The organism is Kitasatospora sp. NPDC114501 (genome assembly GCF_055633695.1).
In genome coordinates, this window is the sequence record NZ_JBVKDS010000001.1 from 354,987 (window position 1) to 376,720 (window position 21,734).

The following is a 21,734-nucleotide window of genomic DNA, read 5'->3' on the forward strand; positions in this document are numbered from 1 at the left end:
CGGTTGCGGCTTCCGACGAGGAGGAAGGTAGGAATGCGACGGCCCCGCGGACGTCACTCCGCGGGGCCAACTCCCGGGTGCTACCCGGGTATCAGGGGGAAATCCCCCCTGCCGGCGGGGGGTCGGAAGGGGGGTGTCCCCCCTACTGGCCGGCGGTCACCAGGCCCGACTCGTAGGCCAGGACCACGGCCTGGGCGCGGTCGCGCAGGCCGAGCTTGGCGAGGATGCGCCCGATGTGGGTCTTGACGGTCTGCTCGGCGAGCACCAGCTGGGCGGCTATCTCCTGGTTGGACAGGCCGCGGGCGATCAGCTCCAGTACCTCGGTCTCACGCGGGGTCAGGCCGTTGAGCCGCACCTTGGGGTCGCGGCGCCTGGCCGGGCGGGTGCGGGCGAAGTCCTCGATCAGCCGGCGGGTCACCGAGGGGGCGAGCAGCGCCTCGCCGGCCGCGACCACCCGGACCGCGGCGATCAGGTCGGCCGGCGGGGCGTCCTTGAGCAGGAAGCCGCTGGCCCCGGCGCGCAGCGCCTCGTACACGTAGTCGTCCACGTCGAAGGTGGTCAGCATCAGCACCTTGGGCCGGTGGGCGCCGGGCACGGCCGGGTCGAGCAGCCGCCGGGCCGCCTCCAGGCCGTCCATGACGGGCATCCGGACGTCCATCAGCACCAGGTCCGGGTGGGTGCGGCCGTTGACCTCCAGGGCCTGGGCGCCGTCCGCCGCGTCCCCCACCACGTCGATGTCGCTCTGGGCGTTGAGCAGGGCCGCGAAGCCCGCGCGCACCATGGCCTGGTCGTCGACGATGATCACGCGGATGGTCATGCGGTGGTCTCCCGGGGGGTGTCTGGGCGGTCGAGGGGCAGGACGGCGGCCACCTTGAAGCCGCCGTCCGGCAGCGGGCCGGTGTCCAGCCTGCCATCGACCAGCCGGACGCGTTCGCGCATTCCGACCAGCCCCTGTCCGGTGCCCTCGACCGAGGCCTCCAGCGACTCGGTGCGCTCCGGCGGCGGCGCGTTGACCACCGTCACCAGCAGCGCCGGGCCGTCCGTGGTCAGCGACACCCAGGTCCGCGCGCCGGGGGCGTGCCGCACCACGTTGGCCAGCGCCTCCTGCACGATCCGGTAGGCGGACAGGCCGACGGCCTGCGGCACCAGGTCCACCGTGCCCGGCTCCACCGTCAGTTCGGCCGGCACCCCGGCCCGGCCCACCGTCTCGACCAGCTGGGCGAGTTGGCCGACCCCGGGCTGGGGGGTCCGCTCCCCGCCGGACTCCTCGCTGCGCAGCACTCCGAGCAGCCGGCGCATCTCGGCCAGCGACTCGCGGGCGGTGCCGGCTATCGCGGTGAACTCCTCGGCGGCATCGTCCGGTACCCCGGTGATCCGGTACGGCGCGCTGGCCGCCTGCACCGCGATGACCGACATGTGGTGCGCCACCACGTCGTGCAACTCCCGTGCGATCCGGGCGCGTTCCTCCAGCAGGGTGCGGCGTTCGCGCTCGACCTCGCTGATCTGCTCCTGCTCGGTGAGCAGCCGGCGGGCCTCGGCGCGGTCCCGGACGGCCCAGCCGAGCAGTAGCGCGGCGCCGCTGAGCGCGATCAGCAGCATGGTGGTGCCGTCGCCGGAGCGGGGCAGGCCCAGCGTGGTGGTGAGCGCGGTGAGCGCGACGGTGGCCAGCCAGACGGAGACCAGGGTGGCCCGGCTCTCCCGCAGCGCCAGGGCGAACAGCAGGAAGAGGTACGCGAGGATCATCGGCGCGTTCCACGGCCAGGTGCCACCGTCCATGTCGTAGCGCGCGGTGATGGCGGCGGTGGTGACCAGGGTGGCCGCGCTGATCCACCAGGCGGCCAGCGGCCGGGTGATGGCGAGCAGCAGCGGGACGGTCTGGGCGACGGTGAGCGCGCCGGCCACCGGCAGCACCAGGCCGAAGGTCTCGACCAGGACGTTGATCCCGGTGGGGATCAGCGAGGACAGCAGGGCCAGGGCGACGGCGTACGGCAGTCGGCGCAGCCAGGGCCGGGGCGACTCCCCGAGCAGCGGGGTGTGGCCGCCGCTCGGGGTGGTGAGGTGGTGTCGGAAGGCGCGCAGCAGGCGGCGGCCGTACGGGCGGAGGTCGGCGGCGGTGAGGTTCTTCATCGCGGTCAGCCTAGGAGGGCGGGGGCCGCCGGGCGTCGCACTGGAGCCCGAACTTCCGGGTGGTACCGGGGTGTCGGGTGATACCCCGGTATGACACGGGTGTGCTGACGGGCGCTGCGAGGGTGTGCCGACGGACCCTCAGGCGGGGTCGCGCCAGTGGCCGGCCAGGGCCGGGCCGAGCTGGTCGAAGTAGCGCTCGATGACGGCCACCATGCCCTCGGGGCCGGCCGGTTCGTGCTCGGCGCTCCAGGACAGGTGGGCCGAGCGCAGCAGGCTGCCGAAGACGGCGGCGAGCACGGCCGGGCGGAGGTCCTCGGCCGGGTCCAGTCCCTCGCGTTCGGCGAGCACCTGGACCACCAGCCGCTCCTGCTCGGTGACCCGGCGCAGGTGGGCGGCGAGCAGCGGGGGCGTCTCCTCGATCATCCGCATGAGTTCGAGGGCGCTGTGGATCGAACCCGGGCCGGCGGTCTCCGCGCTGCCGAGGTCGCGCCAGGCCTTGACGATCGAGGCGCGCAGGGCCTGGAGCGGGGGCTCCTCGGCCGGGCGGCGGCGCAGGCACTCCATGAAGTAGTCCTCGGCCACCGCCATCACGGCGAGCGCGACCTCGTCCTTGTTCGCGAAGTAGCGGAAGAAGGTGCGCTGGGAGACGTCGACGGCGGAGGCGATCTCGTCGACGGTGGTGCGGGCGAAGCCCTGCCGGAGGAAGAGCAGGTGGGCGGCCTGGATCAGGGCGTACCGGGTCTGCTGCTTCTTGCGCTCGCGCAGCCCGGGCGTGCGCCCGGGGCCCGCCGGGGTGTCGGTGGTACGGGGGGTGTGAGCGGCCATGGCGGGGGCCTTCCGGGGCGCTGGGGTGTGGCGGGTGGGAGCACAACCTTAGCGCTCTGACAAATGGCAGTAATGGCCAGAAGTCACTGTTTGCCGAATGTCAGTGGCTGACATAATCTGCCGGGTGGCGCCCGTCGGGCCGGGGCACCTGTGGGGACGGGTGGGCCGGGGCGCCACGACCATGTCCCGCACCCAGCCACGCCCCCGGAGGGCCCAGATGAGTCAGTCCGTCGTCAAGAACTCCGAGGCGGACGCACCGTCGCCGCCGAACCCGCCGTCGGGGGGCGGTCTCAAGGGGCACCCCTGGCTGACCCTGCTGACCGTCGCGGTCGGCGTCATGATGGTCGCGCTGGACGGCACGATCGTGGCCATCGCCAACCCGGTGATCCAGGAGAAGCTGCACGCGGCGCCCGCCGACATCCAGTGGGTCACCAGCGGCTACCTGCTGGCCCTGGCGGTCTTCCTGATCACCGCCGGCAAGATCGGTGACCGCTTCGGCCACAAGACCACCTTCCTGGTCGGCGCGGTGGGCTTCGCCGCCACCTCGGCCGCGATCGGCTTCGCCGGCAACATCCAGACCGTGATCGCCTTCCGGGTCCTCCAGGGCCTGTTCGGCGCGCTGCTCCAGCCGGCCGCGCTCGGCCTGCTGCGCGGGGCCTTCCCGGCCGAGCGGCTCAACATGGCGATCGGCATCTGGGGCGGGGTGATCGGCGCCTCCACGGCGGCCGGCCCGATCGTCGGCGGCCTGCTGGTCGAGCACGTCAACTGGGAGTCGGTGTTCTTCATCAACGTCCCGGTCGGCCTGATCGCGCTGGCGCTGGGCGTGTGGATCCTCAGGGACGTCCGGGCCGAGAACGCCGCCAGGTCCTTCGACCTGCCCGGCATAGCGCTGCTCTCGGTGGGCATGTTCGCGCTGGTCTTCGGCATCATCAAGGCCCCCGAGTGGGGCTGGGGCGACGGGAGGACGCTGCTGTTCCTGGGCGGCGCGGTGGTCCTGATGGTGCTGTTCGCGCTCTGGCAGGGCAAGGCCCGCGAGCCGCTGATCCCGCTCAGCCTGTTCCGCTCGGTGCCGCTCTCGGCGGGCGTGCTGCTGATGGTGCTGATGGCCTTCGCGTTCTTCGGCGCGATCTTCTTCGTGACCTTCTACCTCCAGAACGTGCACGGGATGCAGCCGGTCGAGGCCGGCGTCCACCTGCTGCCGATGACCGGCATGATGATCGTCGGCTCGCCGCTGGCCGGCCTGGCGATCGGCAAGCTGGGACCGCGCGTTCCGATCGTGGCCGGCATGCTGATCACCACCACCGCGATGTTCGGCATGTCCACCCTGGACACCGGCTCCGGCAACGGCGTGATGTCGCTCTGGTTCGTCCTGATGGGGCTCGGCATCAGCCCGGTCATGGTCGGCGCCACCGAGGTGATCGTCGGCAACGCCCCGATGGAGCTGTCCGGCGTGGCCGGCGGCCTCCAGCAGGCCGCGATGCAGGTCGGCGGCAGCCTCGGCACCGCCGTGCTGGGCGCGCTGATGGCCGCCAAGGTCGGCGACGTGCTGCCGGGCAACTGGGCCGCGGCCGGCCTGCCGCCGGTCGAGGGGGAGGCGGGCGAGGGCCTCAAGCAGGCCGCCCAGCTCGGCATCGCCCCGCCGGCCCCGGCCGGCACCCCGCAGCAGGTGGTGGACGCGATGGCCGGCGCCGTCCACGAGTCCTTCGTGAGCGGCATGTCGCTCGCCTTCGCGGTGGCCTCCGTGGTCGCCTTCGCCGCCGCCGTGCTCGGCCTGCTCACCCGCCGCGGCACCACCGACGCGGGCCCGGCCGTGCACATCTGACGGCCCCCGCGACGCGCCCCGCGCAACGCCACGGCCCCGCAACGCCACGGCCCCGGACTCGCTGGAGTCCGGGGCCGTCGTGGTTCCCGTGCGCGGTGCCCCGCCGGTCAGACGCGGGTGAGCGCCACCAGCGGGACGGTGCGGGCCTCCGTGCGGAAGCCGGCGAACTGGGGCTGGGCGGCGATCTGGCGGGCCCAGAGCGCCTCGTGCTCGGCCGGGTCGATGACGGCCGCGAGCGCCGGGTAGCGGTCGGTGCCGACCTCGACGGTGACCTCCGGCGTCGCGACCAGGTTGCGGTACCAGGCCGGGTGCGTCGCGCTGCCGCCGTTGGAGGCGAAGACCACCAGCCGCTCGCCGTCCGCCAGGTAGACCAGCGGGGTGGTGCGCGGCTCCCCGCTGCGGGCGCCGACCACGGTGAGCAGGAGCAGCGGGGCGCCGGCGAGCTCGCCGCCGACCGCGCCCCCGTTCGTCCGGAACCCGGCGATCACCTGGCGGTTGAACTCGCCCGCGCCGTCGGCGGGTTCGGGGTGGCGCCCGGACGGCCCGGGCCTCGTCTCGTCCGGCAGGCCGCCGGTCCTCGTCTCGTTCGTCATGCCGCCGACCCTAGGGCCTCACACCGGTGAGAGGGTCAAGTCACGGCGGACGCCGAAGGGCCGGACCCCCGGTGGGGAGTCCGGCCCTTCAGGCTCTGGCGGGTGATCAGGCGTCGCCGCCGGCGGCGCCCGGGTCGGCCGCGGCCACGTCCAGCAGCTGGTAGCGGTCGATCGCGTCCTTCAGCGCCGAGCGGTCGATCCGGCCCTGCTTGGCGAGCTCGGTGAGCACCGCCAGGACGACCGACTGCGCGTCGATGTGGAAGAAGCGACGGGCCGCGCCACGGGTGTCGGCGAAGCCGAAGCCGTCGGCGCCCAGCGACTGGTACTGACCCGGCACCCAGCGGGCGATCTGGTCCGGCACCGCGCGCATCCAGTCGGACACCGCGACGACCGGGCCCTCGGCGCCCTGGAGCTTCTGGGTGACGTACGGCACGCGCTGCTGCTCCTCGGGGTGCAGCAGGTTGAACTCCTCGGCCTCCACCGCGTCGCGGCGCAGCTCGTTCCAGGAGGTCGCGGACCAGACGTCGGCCTTGACGTTCCACTCCTCGGCGAGGATGCGCTGGGCCTCCAGGGCCCACGGCACGGCCACGCCGGAGGCGAGGATCTGGGCCGGGATCTGGCCGGCGGTGCCCGGCGCGTACTTGTGCAGACCCTTGAGGATGCCCTCGACGTCCACGTTCTCGGGCTCGGCCGGCATCTTGATCGGCTCGTTGTAGACGGTGAGGTAGTAGAACACGTCCTCGCCGTGCGGGTGCTCGGCGCTGGAGCCGTACATCCGGCGCAGACCGTCCTGGACGATGTGCGCGATCTCGAAGCCGTACGCCGGGTCGTAGGCCACCACGCCAGGGTTGGTGGAGGCCAGCAGATGCGAGTGGCCGTCGGCGTGCTGGAGGCCCTCACCGGTCAGCGTGGTGCGGCCGGCGGTGGCGCCCAGCACGAAGCCGCGGGCCAGCTGGTCGGCCATCTGCCAGAACTGGTCGCCGGTGCGCTGGAACCCGAACATCGAGTAGAAGACGTACACCGGGATCAGCGGCTCGCCGTGGGTGGCGTAGGACGAGCCGGCGGCGATCAGCGAGGCGGTGCAGCCCGCCTCGGAGATGCCGTCGTGCAGCATCTGGCCGGTCGGCGACTCCTTGTAGGCGAGGAGCAGGTCCCGGTCGACCGACTCGTAGGTCTGGCCGAGCGGGTTGTAGATCTTCGCCGACGGGAAGAGCGAGTCCATGCCGAAGGTGCGGTACTCGTCCGGCGCGATCGGCACGAAGCGGTTGCCGATGCCCTTGTCCCGCATGAGGTCCTTGAGCAGCCGGACGAACGCCATGGTGGTGGCGATGGTCTGGTTGCCGGAGCCCTTCTTGACCGCCTTGTACGCGTCGTCGCCGGGCAGCTCCAGCTTCCGCGGGCGGACCTTGCGGGTCGGCACGTAGCCGCCGAGCTCCTCCCGGCGGTCGTGCATGTACTGGATCTCCTCCGAGTCGCGGCCCGGGTGGTAGTACGGCGGGAGGCCGTCCTCGAGCTGCTTGTCGGTGATCGGCAGGTGCAGCCGGTCGCGGAAGCGCTTCAGGTCCTCGACCGTCAGCTTCTTCATCTGGTGGGTGGCGTTGCGGCCCTCGAAGTTGGGGCCCAGCGTCCAGCCCTTGACCGTCTGGGCGAGGATGACCGTCGGCTGGCCCTTGTGCTCGCGGGCCGCCTTGAACGCCGCGTAGATCTTCTTGTGGTCGTGGCCGCCGCGACCCAGGTGCTGGATCTGCTGGTCGGTCATGTTCTCGACCATGGCGCGCAGGCGCAGGTCGCCGCCGAAGAAGTGCTCGCGGATGTACGCACCGGTCTCGGTGGCGTACGTCTGGAACTGGCCGTCCACCGTGGTGTTCAGCTTGTTCACCAGGATGCCGTCGCGGTCCTGCGCGAGCAGCGGGTCCCAGCTGCGGTCCCAGACCAGCTTGATCACGTTCCAGCCGGCGCCGCGGAACTGCGACTCCAGCTCCTGGATGATCTTGCCGTTGCCGCGGACCGGGCCGTCCAGGCGCTGCAGGTTGCAGTTGACCACGAAGGTCAGGTTGTCCAGGCCCTCACGGGCGGCCAGGGACAGCTGGCCGAGCGACTCGGGCTCGTCCATCTCGCCGTCGCCCAGGAAGGCGTAGACCTGCGAGTCGGAGGTGTCCTTGATGCCGCGGTGCTCCAGGTAGCGGTTCATCCGGGCCTGGTAGATCGCGCCGAGCGGGCCGAGGCCCATCGAGACGGTCGGGAACTCCCAGAAGTCCGGCATCAGCCGCGGGTGCGGGTAGCTGGAGAGGCCGTACGGGGCCTTCGACTTCTCCTGGCGGAACGCGTCGAGCTGCTGCTCGGTGAGCCGGTCCAGCAGGAAGGCGCGGGCGTAGATGCCGGGGGAGGCGTGGCCCTGGAAGAAGACCTGGTCGCCGGACTCGCCCTCGGCGTCCTTGCCACGGAAGAAGTAGTTGAAGCCGACGTCGTACAGCGACGCGGAGGAGGCGAAGGTGGCGATGTGGCCACCGACGCCGATGCCCGGGCGCTGCGCCCGGGAGACCATGACGGCCGCGTTCCACCGGGTCGCGTTGAGGATCTTCCGCTCGATCTCCTCGTTGCCGGGGAAGAACGGCTCGTCCTTGGTCGCGATGGTGTTGACGTAGTCCGTGCTGCGCATCTCGGGCACGGCGACACGCTTCTCGCGGGCGCGCTCGATCAGCCGCAGCATCAGGTAGCGGGCGCGCTCACGCCCCCGCTCGTCGATGGCCGCGTCGAGCGACTCCAGCCATTCCGCGGTCTCCTCGGGATCGAAGTCCGGGACCTGACTCGGAAGGCCGCCAATGATGATCGGGTTGCGATCGGATCCGGAAGCCACGCTGTTCCTTCACTGTCGGTCGAAACTGAGGTGTGTCGCGCCGCCTCCATCGTGCTACCGCGCTCGGAGATCCGTCATCTCTACCGATCGGTAACCGGTCCGCCTGGTGGGCGGGCCGGTCTGGCGGCGCGCGGCGCGGGCGTCTTCGTCCGCTCCGCACACCCCCGGGTGTTACGAAAAGAGGTGGTCCGACCTGGTGTCCCGTCCGCCCGATGGCGGGCGGCCGGGGTGAGGGCCAACAGGAGACTCTACGCCCGCGCACGCGCGGACCCCGAATGCCGTTCGCATCTCGGGCACGCGTACGGCCTGTGGGCCGGGACCACCCGAAGCATCCTCGGACCACGCGGAAAAGGGCAAATCGGTGTGATTCCCGCCACGCCGCGCGGCGTGTCCCGGTGTGGCACGTCAACCTTTGGAGGGGATCGGGGGTCGGGTACTTGCGCGAACCGCCGCGCCCGTGTGGACTACGGCCACAGCCTCGGCATGGACGCCGGGCCGAATACTGGAGGTTATTCCCGTGAGCGCGACCGCGGACCCCGCGGACAAGTCCAACCCGGCGACCCGTCTCGGCTTCGAAGAGGGCCAGATCATCCAGGAGCTGGGGTACGACGACGACACTGACCAGGAACTCCGCGACGGAATCGAGGAGCTCACCGGGACGGATCTCGTCGACGAGGACTACGACGACGTCGCCGACGCCGTCCTGCTGTGGCACCGCGACGACGACGGGGACCTCACCGACGCCCTCGTCGACGCGCTGGAGTACCTCGCTGAGGGCGGCCTGATCTGGCTGATGACGCCCAAGACCGGGCGCGACGGCCACATCGAGGCCTCCGACATCAGCGACGCGGCCAAGACTGCGGGCCTCTCCCAGACCAGCTCGATCAACATCGTCAAGGACTGGGCGGCCACCCGGCTCACGACCAAGTCCACGGCGAAGGGCGGCAAGCGCTGAGCGGGCTCTGAAGCCCCCGCGCCGGGCCCCGTCGGAGGAACCCCTCCGGCGGGGCCCGCCGCATGTCCGGCGCCGGCCCGGCCCGCTCCTCGCCCCGGCCCCGGCCGGTTCGGCGTCCGGGGCCGGTGCCCCGGGCAGCCCGCCGGGGCGTTCGCGGACGGCGAACGGGTCGGGGCCGCGGCCGCCCGCCTCATCCGTTCGGCCGAACCGCCGTAAACGAATGCGAGGATGTGCCCTGCCGCGCCCGCCCGCGCGGCGCGGTCGCGTCAGAAAGGTCCCGCTCATGGCCATCGAGGTCGGCACCCCGGCTCCGGACTTCGAGCTCAACAACCAGCACGGCGCGTCCGTCCGGCTCTCCGACCTCCGCGGCGCGAAGAACGTCGTCCTGGTCTTCTACCCGTTCGCCTTCACCGGCGTCTGCACCGGCGAGCTGGGCGCGATCCAGCGGGAGCTGGCCGGCCTGCAGAACGACACCGTGCAGGTGCTCGGCCTCTCCTGCGACTCGCAGTTCTCCCAGCGGGTCCTCGCCGACCGGGAGGGCCTGGAGTTCCCGCTGCTGGCCGACTTCTGGCCGCACGGCGAGGTCGCCCGGGCTTACGGCGTCCTGGACGAGGAGCGGGGCTGCCCGCTGCGCGGCACCTTCGTGATCGACACCGCGGGCACGGTGCGCTGGAGCGTCGTCAACGGCCTCCCGGACGCCCGGGACGAGCAGGAGTACCTGAAGGTCCTCGCGGCGCTCTGAGACCCCCGCCGGGGCCCCGGACGGTCCGCGGGCGCCCCCGCCGCACCCGCCGGCCGGGTGCCGTGGGGCCGTGTCCGGCCTGATCAGGGGTGCGGACGGGAACCCCGTACTACGCTCGGGCCGTTGGCGGGGTGGGGCGCGGGGAGCCGATGGGCCTCCCGACGCCCCGGACCGCACCACCGGGGGCACCACTGGGCGTGCCTCCCGATTCTTGGAGGACTAGTGGGAGTCAGCCTCAGCAAGGGCGGCAACGTCTCGCTCACCAAGGAGGCACCGGGCCTCACGGCCGTGGTCGTCGGCCTGGGCTGGGACGTCCGGACCACCACCGGTGCGGACTTCGACCTGGACGCCAGCGCCCTGCTGTGCAATGCCCAGGGCAAGGTCACCTCGGACGGCAACTTCGTGTTCTTCAACAACCTGAAGAGCCCGGACGGCTCGGTCGAGCACACCGGTGACAACCTGACCGGCGAGGGCGAGGGCGACGACGAGGCGATCAAGGTCAGCCTGGTCGGCGTGCCGGCGGACGTGGAGAAGATCGTCTTCCCGGTGTCGATCTACGACGCCGAGACCCGCGGCCAGAACTTCGGCCAGGTGCGCAACGCGTTCATCCGCGTGGTGAACCAGGCCGACAACACGGAGCTGGCGCGCTACGACCTCTCCGAGGACGCCTCCACCGAGACCGCGATGGTCTTCGGCGAGCTGTACCGCAACGGCGCCGAGTGGAAGTTCCGCGCCATCGGCCAGGGCTACGCGTCCGGCCTGCGCGGCATCGCGCAGGACTTCGGCGTCAACGTCTGAGCCGCCGCCGGCGCCCTGCGGCGCGGGCCTCGCGCCGTTCCCCCGGGGCGGGCCCGGACCTCCGCGGTCCGGGGCCGCCCCGGCTCCGTCCGCCCCGGTGCGGCGGTGGTCCGCCGCGCTGCGAGGATGTGAGTTCAGGAAGTTCAGCCGACCGCGACCGGTCGGCCGGGGCCGCGGGGGATACACCTGGATGGCGCCCCGGGAGAAGCAAGGGAGGAAGAACGTCATGGTGGTCACGCTCGCCAAGGGCGGCAACGTCTCGCTCACCAAGGCCGCGCCGAACCTGACGCAGGTCCAGATCGGCCTCGGCTGGTCCGCCCGTTCGACCACGGGCGCCCCGTTCGACCTCGACGCGAGCGCCCTGCTCTGCGGTGGCGGACGAGTGCTCGGCGACGAGTACTTCGTCTTCTACAACAACCTCAAGAGCCCCGAGGGCTCGGTGGAGCACCAGGGCGACAACCTCACCGGCGGCGACGACACGGGTGACGACGAGGTGGTCCTGGTCAACCTGGACCTCGTCCCGGCGCAGGCCGACAAGGTGATCTTCGCGGTCTCGATCTACGAGGCCGAGGCACGGCTCCAGAACTTCGGGCAGGTCCGCAACGCCTACATCCGGGTCGTCAACTCGGTCGACGGCCAGGAGATCGCCCGCTACGACCTGTCCGAGGACGCGTCCAGCGAGACTGCGATGATCTTCGGCGAGCTGTACCGCTACGCGGGCGAGTGGAAGTTCCGCGCGGTGGGCCAGGGGTACGCCTCCGGCCTGCGCGGCATCGCGCTCGACTTCGGCGTGAACGTACAGTAAGGGCGGAAATCGGACTTGTCGCACCCGACCCGATCATGAGAACAGAGGGCAGTGCGGGGGTGACCTGACCGGGCCAGGCCCGGTCAGGGCGTCTCGGGGACGGGGCCGCCCCCGGCACGTCCAGAACCGAAAGGTAGTCAACTCCCGTGTTCCTCCGCACATTCGGCTGGTCGTTCGCGATCACCGCCATCGGCCTGGTCGCGGCCGGACTGCTCTGGGGAGCCCAAGGCTTCGGCATCGTGCTGATCCTCTCCATCCTGGAGATCTCCCTGTCGTTCGACAACGCGGTGGTCAACGCCACGGTGTTGAAGCGGATGAACCCGTACTGGCAGAAGATCTTCCTGACCGTCGGCGTGCTCATCGCGGTCTTCGGCATGCGCCTGGTCTTCCCGCTGCTGGTCGTCGGCCTCACCGCCAAGCTCACCCCCACGACGGTCATCGACCTCGCGCTGCACTCCGACAAGACCCACGACGGCCTCACCTACGGCCAGTACCTGGAGGCGGCCAACCCGGCCATCGCGGCCTTCGGCGGCGTCTTCCTGCTGATGATCTTCCTCGACTTCATCTTCGAGGAGAAGGACTACAACTGGCTGGCCTGGATCGAGCGCCCGCTGGAGAAGGTCGGCAAGCTGGAGGCCTTCTCCAGCGTCGTCGCCCTGGTCGCCCTGCTGCTCGCCTCCAACTTCTTCGCCGAGGAGCACGCGGAGACCGTGCTGCTCGCCGGCGTCCTCGGCCTGGTCACCTACCTCGCCGTCAACGGCCTCTCCTCGATCTTCGAGTCGGGCCTGGAGGCCGAGGAGGAGCGCGAGGAGGAGGCGGAGAAGTCCGGCAAGTCGATCGTCCAGGTCGGCGGCAAGGCCGCGTTCTTCCTCTTCCTCTACCTGGAGGTCCTGGACGCCTCGTTCTCCTTCGACGGCGTGGTCGGCGCGTTCGCCATCTCCAGCGACATCTTCCAGATCACCCTGGGCCTGGGCATCGGCGCGATGTACATCCGCTCGCTGACCGTCTTCCTGGTCCGCAAGGGCACCCTGGACGACTACGTCTACCTGGAGCACGGCGCGCACTACGCGATCGGCGCGCTGGCGGCGATCCTGCTGGTCGGGATCAAGTATCACATCCCGGAGATCGTCACCGGCCTGATCGGCGTCGCCTTCATCGGGCTGGCGCTCGGCTCGTCGATCCTGCGCAACCGGCGTGAGGGCGCGGACGAGGAGCCGGAGCTGGTCGGCACCGGCAAGTAGTCCGCAGAGCGAACGGAACGGCCGCCCCCGGGGATTCCCGGGGGCGGCCGTTCCGTGTCCCTGGCCGTGACTGTGCGGCGCCGGGGTCAGCCGAGCTGCTGCTCGATCGCGCGCAGCTTGCGCTCCAGCGAGTCCAGCTTCGGCATCGAGAGGGTGTCGTCGTCGGCCGTCAGGTCGACGGTCGAGTCGCTGCGGGACGACCCGGTGCCGGAGGCCGAGGTGGACGAGTACGACGAGTACGACGAGTACGAGGAGCCGACGGCGGCGCGCGGGCGGCGCCCGGCGTCCAGGGCGGCCGGCTCGAACGGGTCGGAGGACCGGCGCGAGGACGAGTACGACGAGGAGGCCGAGTACGAGGAGGAGGTCGAGGTGGTGGCTTCGGTCTCCGCGGCTAGAGCAGGCTCCGTAGCGCTCGGGCCGTCTCCGGCAGCCGTGAGGGCGGGCACCTGGCGGCCGCCGCGGGCCCGGGAGAGCATGCCGCCCTGCCGGGAGATGGCCTTCAGCTCGGCCCGCTCGCGACGGTCGGCGGTACGGGCGCGGGCCTTCGCGTCCAGCTTCGCCTGACGCTCCTCGCGCACCTCGTCGACGGCCTCGTCCAGGCTGCGGACGTTCTCCAGCAGCATCAGCGACCAGGCCGCGTAGGTCTCGCGCGGGGCGCGCAGCCAGCGGACGATGCGGATCTGCGGCAGCGGACGCGGCACCAGGCCCTGCTCGCGCAGCGCGGCCTTGCGGGTCTGCTTCAGCGCCCGGTCGAACAGGATCGCCGCCGAGATCGACATGCCGGAGAAGAACTGCGGGGCGCCGTCGTGCGACACGCCGCGCGGGGCGTGCACCCAGTTGAACCAGGCCGAGGCGATCGCGAACACCCAGACCAGCAGGCGCGAGCCGAGCGCGGCGTCACCGTGGCTGGCCTCCCGGACGGCGAGCACCGAGCAGAACATCGCGGCGCCGTCCAGACCGAACGGGACGAGGTACTCCCAGCCGTTGGACAGGCCCAGGTTCTCCTTGCCGAAGCCGACCAGGCCGTGGAAGGAGAGGGCGGCGGCCACACCGGCACAGCAGAACAGCAGCGTGTACGAGGAGATGCCGTAGATCATCTCCTTGCGCCGGCGGCGCTCCTCGCTGCGCTCCCAGGAGTCGCCGGACTCGTCCTTCTTCGAGCTCTTGAAGCGCAGTGTCGCCATCAGGACGGCGACGAACAGCAGGGCTGCGCCGCCGACGACGGTCCAGACCAGCTGTATGGAGGTCAGGTTCATTGCGGGTCGGGCCTCGGGTTTCCGCAGGGGACAGGATCACAGCGCGACACAGGCGGTCAGGACCCGCCGTGCGGGCACCGCCTGACGGTTCGTTCGTCGCCGCACGGCGTGTCCGCCGCACCCGCGCAGGGGCGGACGGGACACCTGTGCGGCTAGACGATATCGCGTCCGAAGGGGCGGCATGTTACGGGAGGGCGGCTTCCTCCGGCCAATCGACCCGCCGGTGGGTCCCGGTTGGGTAGCGGAGGGCCGGGACGGGGTATCCGACGGCCGGGCCGATGCCCGATCATTGGTCGGCGGATCGTCAGAACGCCTGGCGGGAGCAGGGGGAGAGGACGGCATGGTCTCGATCTGGGAGTACCTGCGCGGGGACAGGAGCTACACCTTCGACAACCCCGGCGGTCAGCACAAGGTCATACTCACCAAGTCGTCCCCGCAGCACGCGATCACCGGGTCGGCGGCCACCACCGGCTACCTCTACGTCAACCTGCACTGGACGATGAGCGCCGGGGGCGGCGGCCGGCCGAGCGCCCGGGACTCCGTAAAACGGTTCTTCAGCCCGCGGATCCTGCGGCCGCTGGAGCCGGACTCGCCGCAGGGCAGCGAGCCGACCAACGTCGACCTGGACCTGGCCTGCATGTACGAGCTCTCGGACGGCAGCACGGGCGTGGTGCAGCCGCTCGGCGGCCTGTTCGGCGACCTCCAGAACGCGCCGTACGTCAAGCTCAGCGGCGACGACCAGTACGGGGCGCCGTCCGGCGAGACGATGTACGTCAACCTGGAGAAGAAGGACAAGTTCAAGCGGCTGCTGATCTTCGTCTACATCTACGACGGCACGCCGGCCTTCGAGCAGTCGAACGCGGTGATCACGATCGTGCCGCAGACCGGGCCGCGGATCGAGATCAAGCTGGACGAGCGGGCCCGGGCGGCGCGCTCCTGCGCGGTGGTGCTGATCGAGAACGCGGGGGACAACCAGCTGACGGTGCGCCGCGAGGTGCGGTACGTCAACGGGTTCCAGGCGGACATCGACCGGCTGTACGGGTTCGGGATGCAGTGGCAGCGCGGGTACAAGAGCGACTGACGGCGGTCGGTGGGGGTTCCGGGTCGGGCTCCGGGGCTCGGGGTCGGGTTCCGGGTCCGGCTCCGGGTTCCGGGCTCGGCGGGGCCGGGGTCCTCGGACGGCCCCGCCGGGGGCGTCAGCGGGGCTGGAACTGCGGGCCCTGCGGGGGCAGCGCGAACTCCTCGCCGGTGGCCGCCGGGGGCTGGGCCGTCGGCGGCTGCGGCTGGACGGGCGGCTGCTGGCCGGTGCCGGGCTGCGGGTAGCCGTAGCCCGCGGGGGGCTGCTGCGGCGGCGGGGCGGGCTGCTGCGGGGCGGGCTGGTTCGGCCGGGGGTAGCCGTAACCGCCCGGCTGCTGCTGGTAGGGCTGCTGGCCGGTGCCCGGCTGCGGGTAGCCGTAGCCGCCGGTGGGCTGCTGCGGGGGGTAGCCGTACCCCGTGTTCGGCTGCTGGGGGTAGCCGTAGCCGGTGCCGGGCTGGTGGCCCGGGGGAACGGTGGGCGGCGGGGGCATGGTCGGCGGGGCCGTGGGCGGCGGCGGGGTCGTCGGCGCGGGCGACGCGCTCGCGGCGGCGGCCGGGGTGGTGGCCGGGACCGGCGCCGGGGTGGCGGCCGGCGGCTGGGCCGGCGGCGACTGCGGGACGGCCGGGGCCAGGGTGAAGGTGCCCGGCTCGGGGGTGCTGGAGCGCGGGTCCGGCAGCGGCATGCTGCGCGGGTCGAGCATGCCGGACGGGGTGGCGGTGGACCCGGTCGCGTGGGCCGGCGCCGGGTCGGCCTCCGCGTCGTCCACGGTGATGCCGAAGTCGGTGGCGAGTCCGATCAGCCCGGAGGTGTAGCCCTGGCCGATCGCCCGGAACTTCCAGGCCCCGGAGCGGCGGTACAGCTCGCCGGCGACCAGGGCGGTGACGTTCTCGGCGTCGTCGATCCGGAACTCGGCGAGCGCGGGCGCACCCTCGCCGGCCGTGGCGTCGAAGAGCAGCAGGCGCAGCCCCGGCACCGAACGGAACGGCCCGCCCTCGGAGGAGCCGGCCAGCACCACGCGGTCCACGCCGGCGGGCAGCTTGCCCAGCTCGACCTCGACCGTGTCGATGATCTCGGCGCCGCCGGAGGTCTGCTGCTTGGGCAGGTGGCGGACCAGTCCGGAGGGGTGTCGGGGCTGGTTGTAGAAGACGAAGTCGGCGTCCGAGCGGACCTTGCCGGTGGCGCCGAGCAGCAGCGCGGAAGCGTCCACGTCCGGCGCACCGGGCGTGGCGCTCCAGCGCAGCACGGCGCGGACCGCCGCCGCCGGCAGTGCGATGTTGGCGCCCTTGGCCATCACGTGCGTCATAGCCGACCATCCTGCCTGTTCGCCACCCCTTCGGACAACGTGACCGGACCGGTCCGCGCCGCGTCGGACTTTGCCAAGACTTGCGCTTTCCGAGGTTTGCCGCCGTCGATTCCGAGGTCCGGGCTCGGTACGGCCATGATCGTCGAAGTGGACCGGGATGTTCCGGGAGTTCAGTGCCGGGGAACCGGGACCGGCCGGATCCCGTCCGTACGATGGGCGGTCGAAAGGTCCCCGGGGTTCGACGGAGGGGCGTCCGGCGGAGGCGTGCCCGGGAACCACGGCGGCCGGTCGGCCGGTTGACCAGGGTGTCGTCGGCAACGGGCCGGAGGCCGGTCCACTTCCTGGAGGAGAGCACCTTGCGCCATTTCGGCCACCTCGCCGAGGACGTACGCGGCCGGCTCTTCCTGGAACAGCCGCGCCCGTTCACCGCGCGGAGCGAGCCGTCGGTGCTCGCCACCGCCCTCGGCGGCACCCTCTACAGCCCGGCCACCAGGCCCGCGCTGGCCGCCGACATCCGTAAACTCGCTGGTCGGGGCGTGGTGTCGATGGTGCTCTGCCTGGAGGACGCGATCGCCGACCACGAGGTGGACGCGGGAGAGCGGAACCTGGTCGAGCAGTTGAATGACCTGGTCAAGGATTTCACCGACTGTGCACAGAGCCATCCCCTCCTCTTCATCAGGGTCCGTGCCGCCGCCCAGATCCTCGACCTGGCCGAACGCCTCGGACCGGCCGTCGAACTGCTCAGCGGCTTCGTGCTGCCGAAGTTCACCCCCGCGAACGGCGGCGAGTACCTGGCCGCGCTGGCCGCCGCCGAGGCCGCGACCGGTCGGCGGCTGTTCGCCATGCCCGTCCTGGAGTCGCCCGAACTCGCCCACCTGGAGACCAGGCGGGACCAGCTCTTCGGCATCGCCGAGCTGCTCGCCGGCCACCGCGAGCGGGTGCTCGCCGTCCGGCTCGGCGTCACCGACCTCTGCTCCGCGTACGGCCTGCGGCGCTCGCCCGACCTCACCGCGTACGACGTGGCGCTGGTCGCGTCGGTGATCGGGGACGTGGTCAACGTGCTCGGCCGGGCGGACGGCACCGGGTACACCGTCACCGGGCCGGTCTGGGAGTACTTCCCGGTGCAGGAGCGGATGTTCAAGCCGCAGCTGCGCCGGACCCCGTTCACCGGGGCCTCGGTGCCCGCCGGGGCCGGGGCGCTCCGGGCCTCCGGCGAGGAGGTCCGCCGACGGATCATCGACCACGACCTGGACGGGCTGATCCGGGAGGTCGAACTCGACCGGGCCAACGGCCTGCTCGGCAAGACCTGCATCCACCCCAGCCACGTGCCGGCCGTGCACGCCCTCTCCGTCGTCACGCACGAGGAGTACTGCGACGCCCGGGACATCCTCCGGCAGGAGCAGGACGGCGGCGGGGTGCTGCGCTCGGCGTACACCAACAAGATGAACGAGGCCCGGCCGCACCGGGCCTGGGCGGAGCGGGTGCTACTGCGGGCGGAGGTGTTCGGGGTGGCCCGGGAGGACGTGAGCTTCGCGGAACTGCTGTCGGCCTGTCTGTGCGACTGACTCCCGGACGGCCGGCTTCCGCCACGGCTGAGTGTTCCCGTGGCCGAACCCGAGCCGTTTCCCCCGGTTTCCGTAGCGCGGATATGACGAACGCACCATCGCACCATCGAAGGCAGGACCAGCAGTGACAGCAACACCGCAGACGTGGACCGGCCGCTGGGTCGCCGACCGGGCCGGGATCGCGCTGACCGGCTCCGCGCGCCTCCCCGAACTCGTCGGGCTCGCCCTCCGGTCCGGCAACCCGAAGCGAGCCCACCTGCTGGTCTCCACCGTGCTCGGCAAGCACGTGCCGCAGCGGCCCTCGGTGGTCCACGGCACCGGGCTCGAACTCGGCCGCCGGGTCCGCGACCTGCTCGGCGCGGAGGCGGCCGCCCGGGCCGTCGTGCTCGGCTACGCGGAGACCGCCACCGGCCTCGGCCACAGCGTCGCCGACGGCCTCGACGCCCCCTACCTGCACTCCACCCGCCGCCCGGTGCCCGGGATCACCCCGCTCGGCGGCTTCGAGGAGGAGCACTCGCACGCCACCTCGCACCTGCTGCTCCCGGCCGACCCCGGCCTCCTCACCGGGAACGGACCGCTGGTGCTGGTGGACGACGAGTTCTCGACCGGACAGACGGTGCTCAACACCATCCGCGACCTGCACGCCCGCCACCCGCGCGGGCACTACGTGGTGGTCGCCCTGGTGGACCTGCGCTCCGCGGCCGACCGGCGGCGGCTCGACCGGACCGCCGCCGAACTCGGCGTTCGGCTGGACCTGGTGGCCACCGCGAGCGGCGGCGTCGAGCTGCCGGCGGACCTGCTGGACCGGGCCGAGCGGCTGATCGCGGAGGCGGCCGCCGTCACTCCGGCGAACGGGCCTTCGGCGGCCGTCGCCGCGCCGGTGGTCCGGGTCGGACTGGACTGGCCCGCCGGGCTCCCGGACGGCGGCCGGCACGGCTTCACCGCCCGCGACCGCGCCCGGCTGGACGCCGCACTTCCCCGGCTGGCGGGGCAGTTGGCCGAAGCCCTGCCCGCCGGCGCGCGGCGGGTGCTGGTGCTCGGCTTCGAGGAGCTGATGTACGCGCCGCTGCGCCTGGCCGGAGCCCTCGGCGAGCGGCTCGGCGGCGACCGCGTCCGGTTCTCCACCACCACCCGCTCGCCCGTCCTCGCGGTGGACGACCCCGGCTACGCCATCCGCACCCGGCTCGCCTTCCCCGCCCACGACGACCCGCAGGACGGCGGCTCGCCCGAGCGCTACGCGTACAACGTCGCCCCCGGAAGCGACCCGGCGCGGCGGTTCGACGCCGTGGTGCTGGTGGTGGACGACGTGGCCGACACCCCGGCGCTGCACGAGGGCGAGCGTGCGCTGCTCGGGCAGCTGCGGCAGGTGACCGACCGGGTGGTGCTCGCGGTGCTGCCCTCGCACCGGCCGGTGGCCGGGGCGGCTGCTCTGCCGACGCTCGCTTCGGTGCCTGCTCCTCCGCCCGCGCCGTCACCCGTCGCGCTGCCCGCGCCGTTGTACGGGCCGGCGTTCTCCTCGTACCCGGCCGAGGAGGTGGCCTGGCTGCTCAAGGACCTCTCCGGGGTCGCGCTCGAAGCCCCGACCGAGGAGCGCGAGGAGGCCGTCCAGAACGGCGGCGCGCACTACGCCGAGTCGCTGCCGGTCGAGTACCAGCCCAGCCGCGAGTACCAGGAGCTGTTCCACGAGGCGCTGCGCGGCTCCGCCGCCCGGATCGCGCTCGCCGTCGGCACCGTCGCCGAGACCCTGCTGCGCGAGCGCGGCCCCGGCCTGGTGCTCGCCTCGCTGGCCCGGGCCGGCACGCCGGTCGGCATCCTGGTCCGCCGCTGGCTGGCCTTCGCGCACGGCCTGTCGGTGCCGCACTACGCCGTCTCGATCGTGCGCGGCCGCGGCATCGACCCGGTCGCGCTGCGGTACCTGGCGGCCCACCACCGCGCGCAGGACGTGGTGTTCGTGGACGGCTGGACCGGCAAGGGCGCGATCACCCGCGAACTCGCCGACGCCTTGGCCGGCACCGGCTTCGACCCGGACCTCGCGGTGCTCGCCGACCCGGGCCGCTGCGTGCGGACGTACGGCACCCGGGACGACTTCCTGATCCCGTCCGCCTGCCTCAACTCCACGGTCTCCGGGCTGGTTTCGCGCACCGTGCTGCGGGCCGGGCTGATCGGGCCGGACGACTTCCACGGCGCCAAGCACTACGCCGAACTGGCCGGGAGCGACGTCTCGGCGGCCTTCCTGGACGCGGTGGCCGCCCGCTTCGGCGAGGTCCGGGCCGCGGCGGTCGAGGGCGCCGACCGGCTCGCCGCCGACCCGCACCGGACGCCCGACTGGGCCGGCTGGACCGCCGTCGAGCGGATCAGCGCCGAGTACGGCATCGACAACGTCAACCTGGTCAAGCCCGGCGTCGGCGAGACCACCCGGGTGCTGCTGCGCCGCGTCCCCTGGCGGATCCTCGCCCGGCGCGGCGCCGGTGCCGACCTCGACCACGTCCGGCTGCTCGCCGCCCAGCGCGGTGTCGAGGTCGACGAGGTGGACGGGCTGCCGTACACCTGCGTCGGCCTGATCCACCCCCGCTACAGCCGCGGGGCGACCGGCGGCGACGGGCGGGCCGTGGCCGACGGCCACGCCGTGCCGGCCGTGACCGACGGGCACGCCGTGCCCGAGACTACGGGGAGGGATTCCTGATGGGTGTTCTGGTGGCAAGCGACCTCGACCGGACGCTGATCTACTCCGAGCGGGCCATGGCCCTGGCCGCGCCCGACCGGCTCGCGCCGCGGCTGCTCTGCGTCGAGGTGTACCAGGGGCGGCCGCTGTCCTTCATGACCGAGCGGGCCGCCGGGCTGCTCGCCGAACTCGCCCGGCGGGCCTGCTTCGTCCCGGCCACCACCCGGACGCCCGAGCAGTACGGACGGGTCAACCTGCCCGGCCCGACGCCGGACTGGGTCCCCGCGTACGCGATCTGCGCCAACGGCGGGCAGCTGCTGGTGGACGGCGTGCCGGACCGCGACTGGCGGGCCGAGATCACCGCGCGGATCGCCGCCGGCTCGGCCCCGCTGGAGGAGGTGACCCGGCGGCTCGCCCTGTGCGCCGACCCGGAGTGGACCCACAAGCGGCAGGTCGCCGACGAGCTGTTCGCCTACCTGGTGGTCGAGCGCGCCGCGCTGCCGGAGGGCTGGCTGGCCGAACTGACCGGCTGGTGCGCCGAGCGCGGCTGGACGGTCTCCCTGCAGGGCCGCAAGGTGTACGCGGTGCCCGCGCCGCTCACCAAGAGCGCCGCGCTGGCCGAGGTCGTCCGGCGCAGCGGCGCCGACACGGTGCTGGCCGCCGGGGACTCGCTGCTCGACGCCGACCTGCTGCTCGCGGCGGACGCCGGCTGGCGCCCCGGGCACGGCGAGCTCGCGGACAGCGACTGGACGGCCCCCGGCGTCACCGCCCTCACGGAGGTGGGGGTGACGGCCGGGGAGGAGATCGTCCGGCGGTTCCTGGCCGGGGCGTCGGCCCTGCCCGTCGGGGTCTGACCGGGGCGGCCCCGCTCAGCCGCCGCCGCTCAGCCGCAGCAGCCGCCCCCGCAGCAACCGCCCCCGCCCCCGGCGGCGGGGGCCTGCTGGGCGGCGGCCGCACCGCCCGTGACGGCGACGGTGGACAGCAGCTTCACGGTGTCCTCGTGGCCCTGCGGGCAGACGGCGGGGTCGTTGGCCTGGGCCATCGGGCGGCGGAGCTCGAAGGTGGCGCCGCAGGAGCGGCAGCGGAAGTCGTAGCGAGGCATACC

18 protein-coding genes are annotated in these 21,734 nt (G+C 72.7%); 10 read left to right on the forward strand and 8 right to left on the reverse strand.

The features are described 5' to 3' along the window. Positions 1-142: 142 nt before the first annotated feature. The 3 genes from ACZ7RU_RS01695 to ACZ7RU_RS01705 form a co-directional block, all read right to left on the reverse strand. A complete protein-coding gene (locus ACZ7RU_RS01695; protein WP_470338968.1) occupies positions 143-817 on the reverse strand; it encodes a response regulator in 675 nt (224 codons plus the stop codon). Continuing rightward, entirely contained in the window at positions 814-2,127 is a 1,314-nt protein-coding gene (locus ACZ7RU_RS01700) for a sensor histidine kinase (protein WP_470338969.1), read from the reverse strand. Before ACZ7RU_RS01700 ends, ACZ7RU_RS01695 begins: the two co-directional genes overlap by 4 nt. A 138-nt stretch (positions 2,128-2,265) precedes the next feature. Next, complete coding sequence (locus ACZ7RU_RS01705; protein ID WP_470338970.1) at positions 2,266-2,952, reverse strand: TetR/AcrR family transcriptional regulator; 687 nt, start codon at positions 2,950-2,952, stop codon at positions 2,266-2,268. A 217-nt stretch (positions 2,953-3,169) separates the two neighbouring features. Between ACZ7RU_RS01705 and ACZ7RU_RS01710 the strand changes: the two genes are divergently transcribed. After that, the gene (locus tag ACZ7RU_RS01710) at positions 3,170-4,774 is read left to right on the forward strand and encodes an MFS transporter (RefSeq protein ID WP_470338971.1); all 1,605 of its coding nucleotides are present in this window, start codon (positions 3,170-3,172) and stop codon (positions 4,772-4,774) included. A gap of 107 nt (positions 4,775-4,881) precedes the next feature. Here the strand turns inward: ACZ7RU_RS01710 and ACZ7RU_RS01715 are convergent, their stop codons facing one another. Further along, the gene (locus tag ACZ7RU_RS01715; protein ID WP_470338972.1) at positions 4,882-5,367 is read right to left on the reverse strand and encodes a nitroreductase/quinone reductase family protein; all 486 of its coding nucleotides are present in this window, start codon (positions 5,365-5,367) and stop codon (positions 4,882-4,884) included. Between the two features lie 106 nt (positions 5,368-5,473). Further along, positions 5,474-8,224, reverse strand: a complete 2,751-nt coding sequence (gene aceE, locus ACZ7RU_RS01720) for a pyruvate dehydrogenase (acetyl-transferring), homodimeric type (RefSeq protein ID WP_470338973.1) — start codon at positions 8,222-8,224, stop codon at positions 5,474-5,476. A gap of 517 nt (positions 8,225-8,741) precedes the next feature. On the opposite strand from aceE, the gene ACZ7RU_RS01725 reads away from it, so the two are divergent. The 5 genes from ACZ7RU_RS01725 to ACZ7RU_RS01745 all read left to right on the forward strand — a co-directional run bounded on the left by ACZ7RU_RS01725 (position 8,742) and on the right by ACZ7RU_RS01745 (position 12,765). Continuing rightward, positions 8,742-9,179 (forward strand): DUF3052 domain-containing protein, encoded by a 438-nt coding sequence (locus ACZ7RU_RS01725; protein ID WP_470338974.1) that lies wholly within the window; start codon positions 8,742-8,744, stop codon positions 9,177-9,179. Between the two features lie 283 nt (positions 9,180-9,462). Further along, positions 9,463-9,921: a peroxiredoxin gene (locus ACZ7RU_RS01730; RefSeq protein ID WP_470338975.1), complete on the forward strand. Its 459-nt coding sequence runs from the start codon at positions 9,463-9,465 to the stop codon at positions 9,919-9,921. Positions 9,922-10,143: 222 nt separating this feature from the next. Further along, complete coding sequence (locus ACZ7RU_RS01735; RefSeq protein ID WP_387748473.1) at positions 10,144-10,719, forward strand: TerD family protein; 576 nt, start codon at positions 10,144-10,146, stop codon at positions 10,717-10,719. Positions 10,720-10,945: 226 nt separating this feature from the next. Continuing rightward, positions 10,946-11,524: a TerD family protein gene (locus tag ACZ7RU_RS01740; protein ID WP_387748474.1), complete on the forward strand. Its 579-nt coding sequence runs from the start codon at positions 10,946-10,948 to the stop codon at positions 11,522-11,524. 146 nt (positions 11,525-11,670) lie between these two features. Continuing rightward, on the forward strand, positions 11,671-12,765 hold the full coding sequence (locus tag ACZ7RU_RS01745; protein WP_401107555.1) for a DUF475 domain-containing protein: 1,095 nt from the start codon (positions 11,671-11,673) through the stop codon (positions 12,763-12,765). Positions 12,766-12,851: 86 nt separating this feature from the next. Here ACZ7RU_RS01745 and ACZ7RU_RS01750 read toward each other — a convergent pair whose 3' ends face one another. Further along, positions 12,852-14,021 carry a DUF2637 domain-containing protein gene (locus tag ACZ7RU_RS01750; protein WP_470338976.1) on the reverse strand — a complete coding sequence of 390 codons (1,170 nt, stop codon included), beginning with the start codon at positions 14,019-14,021 and terminating at the stop codon, positions 12,852-12,854. Between the two features lie 340 nt (positions 14,022-14,361). Here ACZ7RU_RS01750 and ACZ7RU_RS01755 point away from each other — a divergent pair, with 340 nt between their 5' ends. Beyond that, positions 14,362-15,102: a Tellurium resistance gene (locus ACZ7RU_RS01755; protein ID WP_470338977.1), complete on the forward strand. Its 741-nt coding sequence runs from the start codon at positions 14,362-14,364 to the stop codon at positions 15,100-15,102. 115 nt (positions 15,103-15,217) lie between these two features. Here ACZ7RU_RS01755 and ACZ7RU_RS01760 read toward each other — a convergent pair whose 3' ends face one another. Then, positions 15,218-16,402: a TerD family protein gene (locus ACZ7RU_RS01760; RefSeq protein WP_470338978.1), complete on the reverse strand. Its 1,185-nt coding sequence runs from the start codon at positions 16,400-16,402 to the stop codon at positions 15,218-15,220. A gap of 356 nt (positions 16,403-16,758) precedes the next feature. Here ACZ7RU_RS01760 and ACZ7RU_RS01765 point away from each other — a divergent pair, with 356 nt between their 5' ends. From ACZ7RU_RS01765 to ACZ7RU_RS01775, 3 genes are all read left to right on the forward strand, one after another. Further along, complete coding sequence (locus ACZ7RU_RS01765; RefSeq protein ID WP_470338979.1) at positions 16,759-17,967, forward strand: HpcH/HpaI aldolase/citrate lyase family protein; 1,209 nt, start codon at positions 16,759-16,761, stop codon at positions 17,965-17,967. A gap of 124 nt (positions 17,968-18,091) precedes the next feature. Beyond that, positions 18,092-20,650: a phosphoribosyltransferase gene (locus tag ACZ7RU_RS01770; protein ID WP_470338980.1), complete on the forward strand. Its 2,559-nt coding sequence runs from the start codon at positions 18,092-18,094 to the stop codon at positions 20,648-20,650. Next, positions 20,650-21,483 carry an HAD family hydrolase gene (locus ACZ7RU_RS01775; protein ID WP_470338981.1) on the forward strand — a complete coding sequence of 278 codons (834 nt, stop codon included), beginning with the start codon at positions 20,650-20,652 and terminating at the stop codon, positions 21,481-21,483. Before ACZ7RU_RS01770 ends, ACZ7RU_RS01775 begins: the two co-directional genes overlap by 1 nt. A gap of 29 nt (positions 21,484-21,512) precedes the next feature. Here the strand turns inward: ACZ7RU_RS01775 and ACZ7RU_RS01780 are convergent, their stop codons facing one another. Next, positions 21,513-21,731 carry an FmdB family zinc ribbon protein gene (locus ACZ7RU_RS01780; RefSeq protein ID WP_359914456.1) on the reverse strand — a complete coding sequence of 73 codons (219 nt, stop codon included), beginning with the start codon at positions 21,729-21,731 and terminating at the stop codon, positions 21,513-21,515. Positions 21,732-21,734 lie beyond the last annotated feature (3 nt).

Coding starts and splice junctions, on each gene's coding strand:
- ACZ7RU_RS01740 (WP_387748474.1), top strand. CDS start 10,946: ATGGTGGTCACGCTCGCCAAGGGCGGCAACGTCTCGCTCACCAAGGCC.
- ACZ7RU_RS01775 (WP_470338981.1), top strand. CDS start 20,650: ATGGGTGTTCTGGTGGCAAGCGACCTCGACCGGACGCTGATCTACTCC.
- ACZ7RU_RS01700 (WP_470338969.1), bottom strand. CDS start 2,127: ATGAAGAACCTCACCGCCGCCGACCTCCGCCCGTACGGCCGCCGCCTG.
- ACZ7RU_RS01760 (WP_470338978.1), bottom strand. CDS start 16,402: ATGACGCACGTGATGGCCAAGGGCGCCAACATCGCACTGCCGGCGGCG.
- ACZ7RU_RS01730 (WP_470338975.1), top strand. CDS start 9,463: ATGGCCATCGAGGTCGGCACCCCGGCTCCGGACTTCGAGCTCAACAAC.
- ACZ7RU_RS01750 (WP_470338976.1), bottom strand. CDS start 14,021: ATGAACCTGACCTCCATACAGCTGGTCTGGACCGTCGTCGGCGGCGCA.
- ACZ7RU_RS01710 (WP_470338971.1), top strand. CDS start 3,170: ATGAGTCAGTCCGTCGTCAAGAACTCCGAGGCGGACGCACCGTCGCCG.
- ACZ7RU_RS01695 (WP_470338968.1), bottom strand. CDS start 817: ATGACCATCCGCGTGATCATCGTCGACGACCAGGCCATGGTGCGCGCG.
- ACZ7RU_RS01705 (WP_470338970.1), bottom strand. CDS start 2,952: ATGGCCGCTCACACCCCCCGTACCACCGACACCCCGGCGGGCCCCGGG.
- ACZ7RU_RS01715 (WP_470338972.1), bottom strand. CDS start 5,367: ATGACGAACGAGACGAGGACCGGCGGCCTGCCGGACGAGACGAGGCCC.
- ACZ7RU_RS01755 (WP_470338977.1), top strand. CDS start 14,362: ATGGTCTCGATCTGGGAGTACCTGCGCGGGGACAGGAGCTACACCTTC.
- ACZ7RU_RS01780 (WP_359914456.1), bottom strand. CDS start 21,731: ATGCCTCGCTACGACTTCCGCTGCCGCTCCTGCGGCGCCACCTTCGAG.